At 71.8% G+C, this 16,300-nt stretch carries 15 protein-coding genes and 4 pseudogenes; 6 read left to right on the top strand and 13 right to left on the bottom strand.

What is annotated here, in order from left to right; genetic code table 11:
• Positions 1 to 50 precede the first annotated feature (50 nt).
• On the bottom strand, positions 51 to 1,178 hold the full coding sequence (locus Q5530_RS26715; RefSeq protein WP_415365520.1) for a hypothetical protein: 1,128 nt from the start codon (positions 1,176 to 1,178) through the stop codon (positions 51 to 53).
• Between the two features lie 102 nt (positions 1,179 to 1,280).
• Here Q5530_RS26715 and Q5530_RS26710 point away from each other — a divergent pair, with 102 nt between their 5' ends.
• A complete protein-coding gene (locus tag Q5530_RS26710; protein ID WP_415365519.1) occupies positions 1,281 to 1,442 on the top strand; it encodes a hypothetical protein in 162 nt (53 codons plus the stop codon).
• 210 nt (positions 1,443 to 1,652) lie between these two features.
• Here Q5530_RS26710 and Q5530_RS26705 read toward each other — a convergent pair.
• The 6 genes and pseudogenes from Q5530_RS26705 to Q5530_RS26680 all read right to left on the bottom strand — a co-directional run.
• Positions 1,653 to 2,039: pseudogene (locus Q5530_RS26705) on the bottom strand (glycoside hydrolase family 76 protein); the annotation flags it as partial.
• A gap of 87 nt (positions 2,040 to 2,126) precedes the next feature.
• Positions 2,127 to 2,513, bottom strand: a complete 387-nt coding sequence (locus tag Q5530_RS26700; RefSeq protein ID WP_415365727.1) for a transposase — start codon at positions 2,511 to 2,513, stop codon at positions 2,127 to 2,129.
• Complete coding sequence (locus tag Q5530_RS26695) at positions 2,437 to 2,838, bottom strand: helix-turn-helix domain-containing protein (RefSeq protein ID WP_415365518.1); 402 nt, start codon at positions 2,836 to 2,838, stop codon at positions 2,437 to 2,439. The genes Q5530_RS26700 and Q5530_RS26695 overlap by 77 nt, the downstream gene beginning before the upstream one ends.
• A 62-nt stretch (positions 2,839 to 2,900) precedes the next feature.
• A pseudogene (locus Q5530_RS26690) lies at positions 2,901 to 3,677 on the bottom strand (transposase); the annotation flags it as partial.
• A 178-nt stretch (positions 3,678 to 3,855) separates the two neighbouring features.
• Positions 3,856 to 4,101 (bottom strand): annotated as a pseudogene (locus Q5530_RS26685) (transposase domain-containing protein); the annotation flags it as partial.
• 82 nt (positions 4,102 to 4,183) lie between these two features.
• Positions 4,184 to 4,390, bottom strand: coding sequence for a transposase (locus Q5530_RS26680; RefSeq protein ID WP_415365517.1), 207 nt, complete (start codon positions 4,388 to 4,390; stop codon positions 4,184 to 4,186).
• Positions 4,391 to 4,593: 203 nt separating this feature from the next.
• Here Q5530_RS26680 and Q5530_RS26675 point away from each other — a divergent pair, with 203 nt between their 5' ends.
• Positions 4,594 to 5,469, top strand: a complete 876-nt coding sequence (locus Q5530_RS26675; protein ID WP_415365516.1) for an SDR family oxidoreductase — start codon at positions 4,594 to 4,596, stop codon at positions 5,467 to 5,469.
• A 77-nt stretch (positions 5,470 to 5,546) separates the two neighbouring features.
• Here Q5530_RS26675 and Q5530_RS26670 read toward each other — a convergent pair.
• A pseudogene (locus tag Q5530_RS26670) lies at positions 5,547 to 6,252 on the bottom strand (transposase).
• Positions 6,253 to 6,588: 336 nt separating this feature from the next.
• Between Q5530_RS26670 and Q5530_RS26665 the strand changes: the two are divergent.
• Both Q5530_RS26665 and Q5530_RS26660 read left to right on the top strand, forming a co-directional pair.
• Positions 6,589 to 6,768, top strand: a complete 180-nt coding sequence (locus Q5530_RS26665) for a hypothetical protein (RefSeq protein ID WP_415365515.1) — start codon at positions 6,589 to 6,591, stop codon at positions 6,766 to 6,768.
• The gene (locus Q5530_RS26660; RefSeq protein ID WP_415365514.1) at positions 6,749 to 7,009 is read left to right on the top strand and encodes a hypothetical protein; all 261 of its coding nucleotides are present in this window, start codon (positions 6,749 to 6,751) and stop codon (positions 7,007 to 7,009) included. The genes Q5530_RS26665 and Q5530_RS26660 overlap by 20 nt, the downstream gene beginning before the upstream one ends.
• Positions 7,010 to 7,112: 103 nt before the next feature.
• Here the strand turns inward: Q5530_RS26660 and Q5530_RS26655 are convergent, their stop codons facing one another.
• A complete protein-coding gene (locus Q5530_RS26655) occupies positions 7,113 to 9,644 on the bottom strand; it encodes a tetratricopeptide repeat protein (RefSeq protein WP_415365513.1) in 2,532 nt (843 codons plus the stop codon).
• A gap of 595 nt (positions 9,645 to 10,239) precedes the next feature.
• On the opposite strand from Q5530_RS26655, the gene Q5530_RS26650 reads away from it, so the two are divergent.
• The gene (locus Q5530_RS26650) at positions 10,240 to 10,611 is read left to right on the top strand and encodes a hypothetical protein (protein ID WP_415365512.1); all 372 of its coding nucleotides are present in this window, start codon (positions 10,240 to 10,242) and stop codon (positions 10,609 to 10,611) included.
• Positions 10,612 to 10,977: 366 nt separating this feature from the next.
• Positions 10,978 to 11,838 (top strand): alpha/beta fold hydrolase, encoded by an 861-nt coding sequence (locus Q5530_RS26645; RefSeq protein ID WP_415365511.1) that lies wholly within the window; start codon positions 10,978 to 10,980, stop codon positions 11,836 to 11,838.
• A gap of 22 nt (positions 11,839 to 11,860) precedes the next feature.
• Here the strand turns inward: Q5530_RS26645 and Q5530_RS26640 are convergent, their stop codons facing one another.
• The 4 genes from Q5530_RS26640 to Q5530_RS26625 all read right to left on the bottom strand — a co-directional run bounded on the left by Q5530_RS26640 (position 11,861) and on the right by Q5530_RS26625 (position 16,240).
• Positions 11,861 to 12,457 (bottom strand): HD domain-containing protein, encoded by a 597-nt coding sequence (locus tag Q5530_RS26640; RefSeq protein WP_415365510.1) that lies wholly within the window; start codon positions 12,455 to 12,457, stop codon positions 11,861 to 11,863.
• A 40-nt stretch (positions 12,458 to 12,497) separates the two neighbouring features.
• Complete coding sequence (locus tag Q5530_RS26635; protein ID WP_415365509.1) at positions 12,498 to 13,517, bottom strand: NAD(P)/FAD-dependent oxidoreductase; 1,020 nt, start codon at positions 13,515 to 13,517, stop codon at positions 12,498 to 12,500.
• A 174-nt stretch (positions 13,518 to 13,691) separates the two neighbouring features.
• Positions 13,692 to 15,698 (bottom strand): FAD-dependent oxidoreductase, encoded by a 2,007-nt coding sequence (locus Q5530_RS26630; RefSeq protein ID WP_415365507.1) that lies wholly within the window; start codon positions 15,696 to 15,698, stop codon positions 13,692 to 13,694.
• The gene (locus Q5530_RS26625; RefSeq protein ID WP_415365506.1) at positions 15,695 to 16,240 is read right to left on the bottom strand and encodes a PadR family transcriptional regulator; all 546 of its coding nucleotides are present in this window, start codon (positions 16,238 to 16,240) and stop codon (positions 15,695 to 15,697) included. Before Q5530_RS26625 ends, Q5530_RS26630 begins: the two co-directional genes overlap by 4 nt.
• Between the last annotated feature and the right edge of the window lie 60 nt (positions 16,241 to 16,300).

Below are 16,300 nucleotides of genomic sequence, written 5' to 3'. Positions count from 1 at the left end.
GGTCAGCGCAGGACCGGATCAGCGCAGGACCCCGTCAGCGCAGGACCCCGTCAGCGCAGGGGGCGCTCGTCGGCCACCGTCCACTTCACGGCCTTGAGCACGCCATCGGCCGTGGTGCTCTCACCGACCGCCACCCCCCGGTTGTTCAGCGCCACCGGCAGGCTGTGCGCGCCGCCCAGCGACCCGAGCCAGGTGCGCTTGCCGTCGCGCCACAGGAACGCGCGCGGCGCGTCCGGGTCGTCCGCCGACGACCAGCCCAGCACGTCGCCCCGGTCGTTGACGGCCACCGCCTCGGCCGGTCCGGGCACGTCCAGCACGACCGGCTTGCCGCCGCCCGGCCACAGCGTCGCCCGCCGCACCCCGCTCGCGTCCGTCGTCACGCCGACCACGTCACCGCGCTCGTTGAGCGCCTGCGGCCCGTTCGCCACCCGGCCGTCGGGCGACAGCACGGTCACCGCGTCGCCCTCCCAGCGCAGGGCCTGGCCGTCCTTGTTGCCCACGACCACCCCGGCCTCGTTGATCGCCGACAGCTGGTACGTGTCCGTGCCCGGTGTCGTGGCCAGCCGCGTGCACGTGGTGCCCCCGCAGCGGAACGCGTAGCGGTCGCCGGCGAACATCGGCAACTTCGACCCGACCACCACGCCCGCGTCGTTGACCGCGTCGACGAACAGGTGCGGCTCCGACAGCGGCAGGGTCTCGTGCCGCCCGCCGCGCCACACCGCGGCCCGCTCCTGGTGGTAGCCGGAGGACGAGGTGGAGTAGGTCATCGGCACCTCGCCGGCGGCGTTGATCACCTCCGCGCCCACCCAGCCCGCGCCGCGCGGGGTGATGTCGACGACCGCGCCCGCCTGCCAGATCCTCGGCTGGTTGACGTAGGGGCCGGTGCTGCTCTTGGCCTCGACGATCAGCACCTGGCCGCGTTGGTTGATCGCCCGCGGGTTGCCGGCGCCGACGTCGACGGCCGCGCCGCCGGGCGTCCAGTGCACGCCGCGCGGCGGGCCGTTGCCGTAGGCGGTGCCGATCACCTGGCCGAGGTCGTTGACGCCGACCGTGCGGTGGGTGGGGTAGCCGGGCAGGCCCGGCAGCTCGGTGATCAGCACGTCGGCCCCGGCGGCCGGCGCGGTCACCAGCGGCAGGACGACGGCCAGGGCGAGGGGTACCAGGAGGGATCTGGGCATGGTTCGCTCCGTTGCGAGATGTCCATCTGAACCGATTCGCACGCTAGTCCCGGTTCGACCGGGACGGCGTCGTCCGGACAGCGGAATCGAGGGGGAGGAGCGTTGGCGGTTCGGGACGTGCTGGACCGCTTGGCGGCCGGGGCGGAGGTCGTCCGGCTCACCGGGGCGTGGTCGACGACGAACACCTGCTGCGGTGTCGTGACTTGGGCGGAGATCGAACCCGACCTCACCGCGTCGGGTACGGGGACGCGGCGGCTGACCTGACACAACGACGGCACGGCCCCGCCGGCCCTGGAGCCGACCACCGACGTGTGCGATCCGCGAGCACCCCGCGCCGGCGGGACTGGTCACCGCCTCGCCGGCGGCACCACCTGGCCTGCACGATCTTCGTCGTCGTGGCGCCAGGGGTTGCTCCGGCGCTGCCGGCGGGGGAGGCCGCGCCTGCCGGTGGTCCGTCCGGCGAGGGTGGACCGGTCAGCCGGCGGCGTTCATCAGGTCCACCGCGCTGTGCTGGCGCGCCGCGTCGCTGCGCTGGAACGGCCCGGCCCACGGCTGGTCGTAGGAGTCGCTGCTGGACCGGTCGCGCGCGTGGGCCGTGTCCGCCTGCCGGGTGAGGTAGGTGGTGTACGGGCGGTCCGGCAGCGCCCGGTTCAGCTGGCCGAGTCCGCGCACGAAGGCGCCCTTGAAGGACGGGACGTCACCGCCGCCGCCGTTGTCGAACACGATCCCACCCGGGTTGAGCGCGGGACTGGTGGTCGAGGCGTTGGCCAGCGTGCGCGCCCGCGCGAGGTACGCCTGGTCGCCGGTGGCGCGGTGCAGCTCGGTCAGCGCGGCCAGCGGCACGCCCTGGTTGTAGCTCCACGGCGTTCGTTGTCCGCGCGTTCGAGCGGTTCAGAACGGAGGTCGCCCGCCTTACAGAGGTCAAAAGAGCGATGGCGGTTGGCGTGATCATGGTGTCGTCGTGAGGGTCAGTCCGGTCTGGGTGAGGCAGCCGTCGAGCACGTCGGGCCGGTACTGGATCTCCTTGAGTTTCCGTTTCACCACCCGCACCAGGTGGTCGAGGTCGGCCGCGGCGAAGTCCGTCAACGACCGCTTGAGCAGCGACCACACCCCTTCGGTCGGGTTCAGGTCCGGCGCGTAGGACGGCAGGTGCACCACCCGCAGCCAGTCCCGGTTGGCGGTGATGAAGTCGGTCAGCTCGTGTGTCTTGTGGACATTGAGGTTGTCCCAGATCCACACCATCGGAGAGTGGAGTCGGTTATGGGCCGCCACGACCAGGTCCCGGTAGTCGGCCCAGGTGAAGCCGCGCCGCTCGCCCTTGCGGCCATGCCACAGACGCGGCCGGTAGAGCAGACGCGGCCGGTCGCCGGGCTTGAAGCACGGCACCCCGGCGATGAACACCCAACTCGCGCACCAGCCGCTCCCACTGGACCGGGGAGAGGCGTTCCACCGACATCGGCCCCGCCGACCGCAACGCGTCCAGGCCGCCCTCACGCCAACCGCGTCGCCACTTCTCCACCTGCCGCACACCCACCCGCAGCCCCGCGGCGACCACGGCGGTCCTCTCGCCCCGGGCGAACCGGGCACCGGCCTCCAGTCGTATCCGTTCCCGCGCCCGCTGCTCGCGAGGCGTCAGGCCACCACCCTGCGCATACCTCATCCACCCGGCATACCGCGACGATCAAGAAACGTCACGGGGCCAGTTCCACCGCCAACACGAATTCAACCTCTGCAGCTTCGTTCTCTCCGGGTTGGGTTGATCTCGCGGCCGACCTCGTCCAGCAACACCATGTAGTGATCATCGTTGTGGGTGAGGGGGAAAGATTCCGGGTTCCAGACGCGGGACCGGATGATGCGACCGGTGTTCTTATGGGAGATCCGATCGGGATCGAGCTGCACATGATCGGCGGCGTCGACTTGAACGCACACCGTGGCGTAGTGCACCGCCAGATGCGCCCAGAACTCTTGCCGGACACCGTCCGGCGACTTCGACCGGAAGATCTTCTCGGCGTTGAGCTGGACACTCTTGATCTGCTTGAGGAAACCCTCGATGTCCCAGCGTTCGTGATAGAGGACGGCCAACTCCTTCGCGGGAGCCCGTAGAGGGTCCAGGATCGTGGTGACGAGCCGAAAGATCTCGCCCGACCAGGGCAGCGTGTATTCGATCACGCGCAACCGGAACGGCGGGTGGCCCGACTTTTTCGGTGGGGTGATCTCGGCGATCCAGGAGCCGTCGGCCAGGCGCTGCACCGGATGCAGGGTGAGAGTCGCGGTCACCCTCCACAGCAGGTCCGCACCGGTGTCCATGGCCTTGCTCCAGCGGCGGAACGAGTAGACGTGCCGGTCGGCCAGTGCCAGCATGCCCGGCCGCATCGCGGGAAACATCTCCTCGATCAGCATCGTTTCCGCGGCGGCGTAGCCGTCCATGCGTGCGTCGAAGACCGCGTGTGTGCCGAGTTTCGACCAGGCATGCTGCCTGAATCTGCGGACAAGCCGTCCTGCCCTCGCCGCGGCCCGATCCCGGGCGGCCGAACTCGCGCTCGTTCTCCTCGGTGTCGGGCACGGTGAACGTCGTCCCGTCGACCGCCGTCAACAGCCAGTCCCGATACCAGGAGCCTCGTGTTCCCGGCGACGCCTTGGGCTTCATCACGGCGCGCACCGCGGTTTCCATCGGACCCGATCCCAAACGGCGGGCGTCTCCGATCGACCCTGTCGTCGGCACTTGACAACCGCGTCCGCCGCGACCGAACACCGACATCACGATCTTCATCGCCGACCGGTAGGACTCCTGCGAAAACAGGCACAACACCAGCGTGGAATAAAGCATCAGCCGGGCGGGTAACGCGCGCCTTCGTTGTTCCCTGCACCAGAACTGGTCGATCACGCGATCGACCAGTTCCACCGGGAATGTCCGCGTCAACACACCGACCGCGGCCTGGTCCGCCAAGTTGCTGCCCGTACGCGTCTCAAGATCCACAACAGCAGGTTATCGGCCTTGCCGCGACCTAACCGACCGGCATTGCGCCTAGGCGGGCGTGGTCGCGCAACGCGTTGAGCAACCGCTGCGCGGCACCGGTCTTCTCCCACGCGGCGAAGCGCTTGTAGACCGTGGGCCAGGGAGGGAAGTCCGCCGGCAGGGAACGCCACTTGATGCCGTTGTCGACCACGTACAAGATCACGCGGCGGCAGCGCTTCTCTCTCTCCGCCCCCACCCACCACCACCTGACCGGCCAGGCACGCCGGATCGGGCAGCAGCGGGTCGAGTCGGACCCGCCGGCCCTGCCGGCCGACTTCCCGCCTTGATCCGGCTGCGGCTCTCGCGACTGCTTCCCATGCGATGGCAATAGCGGTCAGGAAGTGACCTGGATTCGGTTTACCTTGGGTTGACCAGCACAAAAGGCGAGGAGTGGAAGTCGTGACGATCTTGGTAACCGGTGCGACGGGTCTGGTCGGGCGGCACGTCGTCGACCGGCTCCTCCAGGCGGGCGCGTCGGTACGGGTGCTCACTCGCACGCCCGCGAAGGCCGTATTTCCCGAGGACGTCGAGGTCTTCAAGGGCGACCTGCTCCAGCCCCCGTCGCTCGTGGCCGCGCTTGAGGGCGTGGAGAAGCTGTTGCTGTTCCCGCAACCGGAGACCGCGACCGAGGTGGTCGACCTGGCCAGGCAGGCGGGTGTGCAGCGCGTCGTCGTGCTCTCCGCCGCGGCCGTGACGCTCGGCTTCGACACCGCCTACCACGCCCGGGTCGAGCGTGCGGTCGAGGAGGCCGGGCTTGAGTGGACGCACGTGCGGCCCGGCGAGTTCATGACGAACGTGCTGCCGATCTGGGGACCGATGATCAAGGAGTCGCGAATGGTGCGTTATCCGTTCGGCGACGACCTCGGCGCCGCCCCGATCCACGAAGCGGACATCGCGGACGTCGCCGTGGTGGCACTGTTGGAGGACAGGCACATCGGCAAGGCGTACACGCTGAGCGGTCCCGAGCAGCTCTCCGTGCGGCGGCAGGTCGGGGCCATCGCCGATGCGCTCGGTGAGGAGGTGCGCTACGAGGAGGTCTCCCGCGAGGAAGCGCGTGACATCCTCAGGGCGATGGGGGGCTTTGCCGCCGAGAGCGCCGACCTGCTGCTCGGGTTCGTCGACTACGAGGGCGGCGCGGGCGGCGGTGACAACGGCTATTCCGACCAGGACTACTCGGATCTGATGAAGCCGCTGCCGGGCTATGGGGAGGCCACCGGCAAGGACGGTCGCACCTACGCGCAGTGGGCGCGCGATCACGTGGAAGACTTCCGCTGACCCTCGACCTGCCGTCGAGATCGCCGGTCCGGCCATTCCGCCGGATCCTCAGCTTGCCGTTTAAGAGGGCGTCTGATCTATTTTTGGACGAGTATGTCTGTTTTGCGCAGATCGTTTCGCCAGGTTCGGGTGGATTCTCCGGTCAGAACGCGGCTCATCATGTTAGCCATCGCCCAGTGGGTCATCGTGCGTGAGCGTTGCGGCAGGGTCTCGTAGTCGCGCACGAGTCGGCGATGCTGCATCAGCCAACCCAGGGTCCGTTCGACCACCCACCTCTTGGGCAGCACGTGGAACCCTTGTGCGGCAATACGTTTGACGACCTCGACGCGGATTCCCCTTCGAGCGCCGTGACGGACGACCTCGTCGTTGTAGCCGCCGTCCGCCCAGGCGATCGACACGTCCGGTTGCGTGACGGCCAAGTGGTCCAGGAGCTGCCGACCGGCGGTCGAGTCCGAGACCGAGGCCGCGGTCACGATCACCGCGAGCAGCAGGACGGACCCGTTCTCGGAGTAGCTCGTGCAACGCCTCGGCGGTGCCGTCGGTCTCCCACTTGGCATGGTAGTCGTAGACGGTCTTGTACGGCGGGAAGTCGTGCGGCAGGTAGGCCCACGCGATCCCGGTTCGGCACACGTACAGGATCGCGTTGACGATCTCCCGCAAGTCGTGCACCCGTGCCGCGGTTCCTGGCCCGCGCCGAGCGGCACGCCACGCCGTCAACGTCGGCTTGATCAACGCCCACCGGGCGTCGGACAGGTCACTGGGGTACGCACGCCGAGAGCTCACAGTTGATCAACTTTAGAGCGGTCGGCAAACCGGACAGACCGCCCCAAACCAAGATCAGATGCCCTCTCAGTCGTGCGAGTGAATCTGTGCGGCCGATCGGGCGATGTGCGGGTCGGGCGGGAGAGGACGGCGGCCGGTCGTGCGGTGAACCGGGTTGGCCGAGAGGTCCGGCGCCTTGCTGTGGGGGCTGGGACGGCGGGTTCGGGCCAGGCCGTGCACCGCACGATCCTGGTGGTGGACGTAGGGGTTCGGTGACCGGCGCTGGATGCTGCCCCACCAGTTGGGCACCCGGGCGGGGTTGTACCGGCTGGTCGCAGAGGCCCTGGAAGCGGCGGGGTGTTGTTGGAGGACCGCCAGCGCGAGGACAGCGGCGACGGCCTGTTCGTGCTGGTTCCGCCGGACTGTGCCGAGGCGCCGTTGGTGGAGGTGCTGCCCGGGGCGTTGGTGGAGGCGGTGCGGGGCCACAACGACACCAGCCCGGCACGTTCGGCTGCGGGTGGCGGTGCACGCCGGTGAGGTGGTCTTCGACCGCCACGGCGTCACCTCGACCGCGGTGACCACGGCGTTTCAGCTGCTGGACGCGCCGCCGGTGCGCACCGCGCTCACCGAGTCGCCGGGTGTGGTCGCATCGGTGGTGTCGCGCCGGGTGTTCGACGAGGTGGTCCGCCACCGTGCCCGGCTCGATCCGGCGACCTTCCGGCCGATGTCGTCGATGGTCAGCCGCTGTTCGAGACATACCGCGCCCTACCCGAACTGACGGCGGCGCTCGGACCCGAACAGCGAAGCCGCCTTCCGCAGGACGTCGGCGCGACAGCAGGACGACCGAACCGTCCACTGACGCCACGAAGGACTCCGTCCCGTCAACCGGTCGACGCGGACGACACCACCGGCTCGTCGCGCATCGGTAGGCCGATGGCGTCGTGCAGCGCCGCGGCGCGCGCCCGGTGCGGCTGCGCGGTGTCCGGCCGGCCGCCGGCCTCGTGCGCGGCGGCGATGCCCTGATGGGCACGTGCCTGTTGGTAGCGGTCGTCCAGCTCCTCGGCGATGGTGAGCGCGTCGGCGTGGCGTTCCAGCGCTGTGCCGGGGTCGCCGGACCGGGTCAGGGACGAGCCGAAGTCGTTGAGCACCTCGGCTTCCTTCCGCCGCCGCCCCACCTGCCGGAGCACGTCCAGCGCGGCGGCGTGCTCGGCCAGGGCACGCCGGTGCTCACCGAGCGCGGAGTAGATCAGCCCGAGCTGGTTGCGGGCGTCGACCTCGCCGCTGCGCCGGCCCGACCGCAGGGCGCCGGCGAGGTGGTCCTGGGTGTCGCGCAATGCCCGCTCGTACTCACCCATCCGGTAACGGATGAAGCCGATGTTGCCGGACACCTGATCGGCGAGGTCCCGGTCGCCCACCGCGGCCGCCAACGCGGCGGCGCGCTCGAAGTACTCCAGGGCCTGCCGGTACCGGCTCAGCCGCTCGCAGAGGTAGCCGAGGTCGTTGAGCACCTGGGCCTCGACGGACCGCTCGCCCGTGTCCAGGCAGCTCCGGTACGCGTGCTCCTGCTCGCGCAACGCCCGCTCGTACTGCCCCAGCACGCCGTGCACCAGGCTGAGGTTCTGGTAGGCGCGGCACACCAGTGCCGGGTCGCCCAGCTCACGGCCTGTCTCCAGCGCCGCGTGGAACCGCTCCCGCGCCTCCTGGTACCGGCCGAGCCGCCAGGACACCCCGCCGAGACTGATCAGCGCGCCGGCGCGTGAGGTGCCGGCGGCGAGCCGGGCCGCCGCGCCGTGCAGGATCTCCGCCTCGTGGTCCCACGAGCCGATCGCCAGGTAGCGGGCCAGGGTCTGGGAGAGGTACGGCGCGTGGTCGGGCTGCGGGTACGCCGAGGTGGGCATCACCGATGCGACCAGGTTGGCTCGCTCCGCGTCCAGCCACGCCGTCGCCGCGCCCTCGTCGGGCATCGGCGGCAGCTCGGCACCGGTGGTCCTGGCCGGCGGCCGCCGGTACCGCTCGTGCGGCGCACAGCGGTCCATCGCGCGGGCCGACGCGGCCGCGTAGTAGCCGTAGAGCCGGTCCAGCGCGGCCCGCCTCGCCTGTACGGGGTCCTCGTCGACGGCGCGGTTGGCGGCGAACACGCGCATCAGGTCGTGCATCCGGTACCGGTCGGGGGCGCGCCGCAGGAGCAGGCTCGCGGCGTGCAGGTCGCCGATCAGCGCACTGGCCGTGACGAGGTCGCACCCGGCCAACGCTGCGGCACCGTAGGTGTCGAGGTCCGGCCCGGTCGGCTGGGACAGCAGCCGCAGCAGCCGGCGGTGCTGCGCCGGCAGGTTGTCGTAGGAGCTGCGCAGGGCGAACTCGATGCCGTCGTCGAGCCGCAGCTTGGCCTGGTTCTCGGCGAGCCGTGCCAGGTGGTCCGGCAGTGACCAGTCGGGCCGGCCGCGCATCCGGCTGGCGATCAGCGCCAGCGCGAGCGGCAGGCGCCCGGCGAGCTCCGCGATCGCCCTGGCGGTGCCTGCCGCAGCGTCCCCGTCCGCTCGGCCGGCACCTGCGATGAGCTGCACCGCCTCGTCGGTGTCCAGCACGTCGAGCCCGATCCGCACACCGGGCAGGTCGGGTAATCGCTGCCGGCTGGTCACCAGCGCCACCGAGCCCTCGGTTCCCGGCAGCAACGGCCGCACCTGTTCGGAGCCGGCCGCGTCGTCCAGGATCAGCAGCACCCGCCGGCCCGAGAGCAGCCGGTGGTACCGGCGGCCCATCTCGTCGGCGGAGCCGTGCCGGGTGGGTGAACCGAGCAACCGCAGCAGGCCGTCCAGCGCTGCGGACGGATCGACCGGTGCCCGCTGGATGTCGAAGCCCCGCAGGTCCAGGGTCAGGACGGGGTCCGCAGGCCCGTACCGCTGCCGAAGCAGGTGCGCGACCCGGGTCACCAGGGCGGTCTTGCCGACACCCGGCATACCGTCCACGGTGATCACTGTCGGGCCCGGCGCGGCGGCGGCGGCCAGCATGGTGGCGATCGTGCCGGTCCTGCCGACGAAGCGCGGCTCGTCGGCGGGCAACCCGGTGCGGATCTCGACGACCGCTGCCTGCGCCGCGAGACCGACCACGACCTGGCACGCCTCCCGCCAGCGGCGAGCGGCCCCCGGCTCGGGGTGCAGTTCCTGGACGATGTCCGCGACCAGGTCGGCGTCGAGCCGGGTGCGACCGGGCTGGAGGCACCGGTACACCGTGTTGAACGACGGCAGGTCGGTCAGCCCGCGCCGGCGCCGGCTGCGGACCACGCGCCGGTGCAGCTCGCGGTAGGTCATCCCGCTCCACACCCGCAGCGCGTGCAACCGATCGCCGAACTCGTCCAAGGTCCGCGCATCCAGCGGGTCGGGCAGTTCCGAACCGGTGTTCCCCGAACCGTTCACCTGACTCCTCCGGACATCGCGACCCAGCGGGCGCCTCATTGTAGGCCGGCCGTCGTTGTTCGACTTTGATCGGAAACCCGTCCGGCCCCCACCCGGTCGGCCAGCATGGACGTCCTGCGCACGACCGGGCGACGGAAGGAATCCCAATGGAATTGTCGAGCGGTGAAGGCGTCTTGTCGGCGGTGGCGAACGTGTCCTCGGTATCGCTCCTGTCGTCCCCGCGATAGGTGCAGGCGGTGCGGTGGACGGTGTGACCGGGGTGCAGAGCAGCTTCTTCCCCTGGTTGACCGGTAATGCGATCAGCAGTGCACCGTCGTCGGCGTCGAGGTCGATCGCCCGCGGCACGTCCGGCGGGAAGCTGGTACGTCACCGATCGACTTCACCGGGTCGACCTCGTTGTCGCAGACCCGCGCCGTGGGTGGCCGGTACTGCGCAGGACTGGCCTCGTGGTGGTGATGCGGGCGTTCGTGGCCGCGGACGTAGCGGCGATGGCGTGACTCCGCCCGCGCAAACCCGGGAACGGTCACCCAGGCCGCTGCCCGGATCACTGCGGCTCCAATTCAGAGCGATATCTTAGATGTCAAGGGAGAAATAGATGTCGAAACGAATCCTTGTTGCGCGAGTGGTGGCCGTGGGTGCCATGGTGGTTTCATCGGCTGTGGGCGCCGGTGTTTCCTCGGCAGGGGCGACGGTGCCATCGGCGCAAGCGATCGACTGCACTCAGTACGGCACCAACAAGAACCCGGGCACCCTCACCACCGACGGCGCCGCCCCCTACCGGCGTGGGCCTGCCGGGGAATGCGCCAGCGTCGGCAGCCACAGTGGTCTCGCCTACATCTGGTGTCAGAAGGTGAACGCGTACGGCCACCTCTGGTACTACGTGCGGGACTCGTCCTCCAACACCGTCGGTTGGGTGTGGAGCGGCAACGTGAGGAGCACGAGCGGTTCCAACAACGCGCGCTGCTGAAACGCGGGAGCTCCAGAGGTGGCCAACCGGCCGCCTGACGATCGGGTCTCTCCGTTCGTTGCTCGAGCGGCCGTTCCGGGCTTGAGCGAGTAGAGGCACCGTTGGCGCGGACGAGGGAACTCCTGGTGGATCGGGGCTGTCGAAGCGCTGCTCTGCCAGGAGTTCCGTTGTCGTCGTGCTCGATGCTCGCGGGAGGTTCACCACGGGTGCAGCCTGAGCGCGGTGGTCGTCATGGCCTTGGACCACCCCCGCTCGCGCGGGGAGAAATGCGGTGGTCCGGCCGGAGCGGGCCGGATAACCTCCGGCGGGTTCGTCGACGGCTGTCCGGCACCGCTGTCGCGCCCACCCGAAACGGCGGAGAGACCCGTGCGAGACCACCCGACCGGCACCGCGGAGCGGATCGTCGCGGCCAACGGCATCCAGCTCTGCTGCGACACCTTCGGCGACCCGGACCGGCCCGCACTGCTGCTGATCATGGGCCTGGGCTTCCAGCTCGTGCACTGGCCCGACGAGTTCTGCCGGCGGCTCGCGGGGCGCGGCTTCTTCGTCGTCCGGTTCGACAACCGCGACGCCGGCCGCTCGACGCACCTGCCCGGGACCGACTACGCGTTGACGGACATGGCGGCCGACGCCGTCGGGCTCCTCGACGCGCTCGGTGTCGGTCGCGCCCACGTGGTCGGAGCGTCGATGGGCGGGATGATCGCCCAGGTCATGGCCGCGCTCCACCCGTCGCGGGTGTTGAGCCTGGCCTCGCTCATGTCCACCACCGGCCGACGCGGCAGGGGGCGCACGTCCCCGTGGCTGCTCCGCCACCTGGTCGCCCGGCCCGCCCGCACCGAGGAGCAGGCCGTGGAGCGGCGCGTGCGGCTGTTCGGCGCCGTCGGGTCCCCCGGCTTCGAGCAGGACGTCGCCGAGATCAGGCGGGTCACCGCGCTGTCGTTCCGCCGCGACCCCGACCACCGCGCGGGTCGGCGCCGGCAGCACCGGGCGGTGCGCGCGGCGGGCGACCGAACCGACGAGCTCGCGCGGATCACGGCTCCGACGGTCGTCGTCCACGGGACCGTGGACCGCGTGTGCCACCACTCCGGTGGCGAGGCGACCGCGGCCGCGATCGGCGGTGCGCGGCTCCTGCTCGTCCCGGGTCTGGGGCACGACCTCCCGCCCGGCGCGTGGCCGACGATCGTCGACGCGGTCGTGGAGAACGCCCACCGCGCTGGGGGAGGGTGACCGGCTGGACCTGCCCGGCGCGTCAGCCGGGCAGGTCCAGCGGGTTGGCGCGCACGCGCTCCGGCCAGTCCGACCCCACCAGCTCCGCCGCCGCGCAGCCGGGCTTGCGCTCGGCCTGGTCGGCGAACCTGTCCAGGAACGCGTCGACGAACCCCAGCCTCGGGTAGCGGTCGACCACCCGGGTCCGCAGCTCCGGCGGGAACTCCGCCAGCCGGGTCCCGGACACGTCCGCGCTCACCGCGACCTGCAATAGGTGACTCTCCGGGTCCTCGTCGGCGGGCACGTCGGCGCGCATGTGCAGCACGATGACGTCGCACAGCCGGTCGCGCCGCGCCCGACCCCACCCGGCGCCCGCGGCGAACACCCGCGCCAGGTGCCCGCCGGCCTCCTCGAACGGCAGCTCGTGGCTGTCGAACGGCGGGGTCAGGGCCAGGTCGTGCAGCAGCGCCGCGACGTAGAGCAGTTCGCCGTCGTGGGCGATGTCCGCCTTCGCCGCGTACGCCTTCGCCCACGAGTGGGCGCGCAGCGAGTGGTTCAGCAGCCACGGTTCGGCGTACTCCTGGCACACCTCCAGGGCCGCGGCGGCCGCCCGGGAATCGGGTGCGGTGAAGTGGTCCACGCCCCGCAGCGTAGATCAGGTCACCGCCGGAGGACCCGCTTCACAGGCCGTGGCGGCGGTCGCCCGTCACCAGTTCGGCCAGCCGCGCCTCGGACCGGTGCGAGAACGGGTCGCGCAGGGCGGCGACGGCCAGGCGGGTCTCCTCCTCGACCAGGTCGCCGTTGATCCGGGCCCCGGCCGTCGCACCCGCCGCCGCGGCCGCGCCGACCTGGGCGCCCGGGTCGGTGACGTTGCCCGCGACCCACACGCCGGGCACCTCGGTGCGGCCAGTCGGGTCGGCGGGGACGTGCTCGCCGATCCCCATCGGGTGCTCCACGGCCCGCAGCCCGAGCGCCGACAGGAAGCCGGCGCGCGCCACCATCCTGGGCCCGACCGCCAGCGCCTCGCGGGCGAACACCGAGCCGTCGGCCAGCCGCACCCCCACCAGGCGGTCGTCGACGACCTCCAGCGCCGCCACCTCGCCGGGCACCACGCGGATGCCGCGGGCGGCCAGCTGCTCGGCCTGTTCGCCGACCGGTGGCGGCGCGGTGTGGGTCAGCAGTGCGACATCGGGGCTGAGCTGCCGGAACATCAGCGCCTGGTGCACCGACATGGGGCCGGTGAGCAGCACGCCGATGGCCTGGTCGCGCACCTCCCAGCCGTGGCAGTACGGGCAGTGCAGCACGTCCCGGCCCCACCGCTCGCGCAGCCCGGGGATGTCCGGCAGCCGGTCGACCAGACCGGTGGTGACCAGCACCCGGCGGGCGCGGATCACCCGGTCGTCGGCGAGCGCCACGGCGAACCCGTCGCCGTCGCGGCGCACGGCGGTGACCTCCCCGGTCTCCACGCGACCGCCGTAGCCGCGCACCTCGGCCCGGCCGCGCTCCAGCAGCTCGCGCGGCGGGATGCCCTCGCGGGCCAGCAGCCCGTGCACACCGTCGGCGGGGGCGTTGCGCGGTTCACCCGCGTCGACCACCACCACGGAGCGACGTGAGCGGGCCAGCATGAGCGCCCCGTTCAACCCGGCGGCGCCACCGCCGACCACGACCACGTCGCAGCTGTCGTCCATCTTCTCGGTCATCGTGACCACCTCCACGACAACCCTGCATCCGGGTCCCCGGATGCGGCAAAGCCTTTTGCCGATTCGGCAACAAGGTGGCCGCCGGCCGCCCGGGTCCGGCAGCGGGGCGTGCGGTCGGGCGGTGGAGGCGGGGTTGTGGGGCGGGGTTGTGGGGCGGGGTCGTGGGTCGTGGGGTCAGATCGTGGCGGCCAGGCGCGTGCCCTGGTCGATCGCGCGCTTGGCGTCCAGCTCCGCCGCCACGTCCGCGCCGCCGATGACGTGCGCGACGACGCCGCGCCCGGCGAGCGCGTCCACCAGGTCCCGCACCGGCTCCTGACCCGCGCACACCACGACCGCGTCGACCTCCAGCAGGCGCGGGTGCTCGTGCCGGGGGCCGAAGGTGATGTGCAGGCCCGCCTCGTCGATGCGCTCGTAGTTGACCCCGGTCAGCTGCTCGACGCCCTTGGCCCTCAGCGCCGCCCGGTGCACCCACCCGGTGGTCTTGCCCAGCTCGCGGCCGATGCGGGAGGTCTTGCGCTGCAACAGGTACACCTGCCGCGCGGGCGCGGCCGGGGCGGGATCGGTGACGCCGCCGCGCACCCGCGCGGGATCGGTGACGCCCCACTCGGCGCGCCACCCGTCGAGGTCGAGCGGCCGGTGGGTGAGGAACTCGCTGACGTCGACGCCGATGCCGCCCGCGCCGATCACGGCCACCCGCTCGCCCACCCGCGCGCCGTGCCGCACGACGTCCACGTAGGACAGCGCGCGTTCGACGCCGGGGATCGCGGGCACGCGCGGGACCACGCCGGTGGCGATGACCACCTCGTCGAACCCGGCCAGGTCGTCGACGCCCGCCCGCCGGCCGAGGTGCAGCCGCACCCCGGTCACCTCGATCCGCCGCCGGTAGTAGCGGATCGTCTCGGCGAACTCCTCCTTGCCTGGGATGCGTCGGGCGATGGCGAACTGGCCGCCGATGTCGTCCTCGGCCTCGAACAGCTCGACCGCGTGCCCGCGCTCGGCCAGCGCGGTCGCCGCCGCGAGCCCCGCCGGACCGGCGCCGACCACCGCGACCCGCTTGGCGCGGCGGGTGGGCAGCAGGACCAGCGTGGTCTCGTTGCCCGCGCGCGGGTTGACCACGCAGGTGGCCTTCTTCAGCGAGAACGTGTGGTCCAGGCACGCCTGGTTGCACGCGATGCAGGTGTTGATCTCGTCCGCGCGGCCGGTCCGGGCCTTGAGCACCCAGTCCGGGTCGGCCAGGAACGGCCGCGCCAGGGAGACCAGGTCGGCGTCGCCGCGGGCCAGCACCTCCTCGGCGACCTGCGGCATGTTGATCCGGTTGGAGGCGACCACCGGCACGCCCACGTGCGGGCGCAGCCGCGCGGTGACCCCGGCGAACGCCGCGCGCGGCACCGAGGTGGCGATCGTGGGCACGCGCGCCTCGTGCCAGCCGATCCCGGTGTTGAGGATGGTCGCGCCCGCCTGCTCGACCTCCTGGCCCAGCCGCACGACCTCGTCCCAGGTCTGCCCGTCCTCGACCAGGTCGAGCAGCGAGAGCCGGTAGATGATGATGAAGTCGGGCCCGGCGGCCTCGCGGCAGCGGCGGACGACCTCGGTGGCCAGGCGGCGGCGGTTTCCCGGGATGCCGCCCCAGCGGTCGGTGCGCCGGTTGGTGCGGGGCGCGAGGAACTGGTTGATGAGGTAGCCCTCGGAGCCCATGACCTCGACGCCGTCGTAGCCGGCCTCCCGGGCCAGGGCGGTGGCGCGGGCGAAGGCGTCGACCTGGGCCCGGACGCCCCGGTCGGACAGCGCGCGCGGCCTGAACCTGCCGATCGGGGCCTTGAGCCCGGACGCGGACACGCTCAGCGGGTGGTGGGCGTAGCGGCCGGCGTGCAGCAGTTGCAGGGCGATCCGGCCGCCGTTGTCGTGCACGGCCTGGGTGATCCCGGTGTGCGCGCGCGCCTCGCGGCGCGTGGTGAGCTTGGAGGCGAACGGGTAGAGCGACCCGACGAGGTTGGGGGAGAAGCCGCCGGTGACCATGAGCCCGACCCCGCCGCGGGCGCGTTCGGCGAAGTAGGCGGCGAGCCGGTCGAAGTTCCCGGCGCGGTCCTCGTCACCGGTGTGCATGGAGCCCATCAGGACGCGGTTGGGCAGGGTGGTGAAGCCCAGGTCCAGGGGCTGGAACAGGTTCGGGTACGCGGTCATCGCCGGGTGTCCTCCCGCAGTGCGGCCAGCACCTCGTCGCACCACTCGACCAGGGCCTGCTCGGCGCGCACGCCGCCGCGCAGCACGAGGTGCTGGTGCAGCCGCCGGCCGGTGAGCCCGGACGGGTCGGGGAAGTCCCTGGCCTCCAGGGCGCGGTACGCGTCGAGCCGTTCGGCGTGCAGCCCGCGGTGCCGGGCGACCTCGGCGACCACCGCGGCCACGTCGCCCAGCGAGGCGCCGCGCACCTTGACGGCCAACTCGTGCCGGATCGTCTCCGGCTCGCCGGGTTCGGCCAGCCACCGGGTCAGCTCCGCGCGGCCCGCGTCGGCCGGTTCGTAGACCTTCCGGTCAGGTCGGCCGGTCCCGGCCTCCTCGTGGCAGGTCACCCAGCCGAGGTCGACCATCCGCTTGAGGGTGCGGTAGATCTGCTGGTGGGTGGCCGCCCAGAAGAACCCGATGGACCGGTCGAACCGGCGGGCCAGCTCGTAGCCGGTGCCCGCGCGCTCGTCGAGCGACACCAGGATCGCGTGCTCCAACGCCATGGCGGTGACCGTACTGTGCAACCGGGTGCAGTGCAACTAGTTGCACAGTACGGTGTGGGC

Source organism: Saccharothrix sp. BKS2, from assembly GCF_047689505.1.
GTDB classification, from domain to species: domain Bacteria; phylum Actinomycetota; class Actinomycetes; order Mycobacteriales; family Pseudonocardiaceae; genus Actinosynnema; species Actinosynnema lopnurensis.
This window is presented reverse-complemented; position numbering and strand designations above follow the sequence as displayed.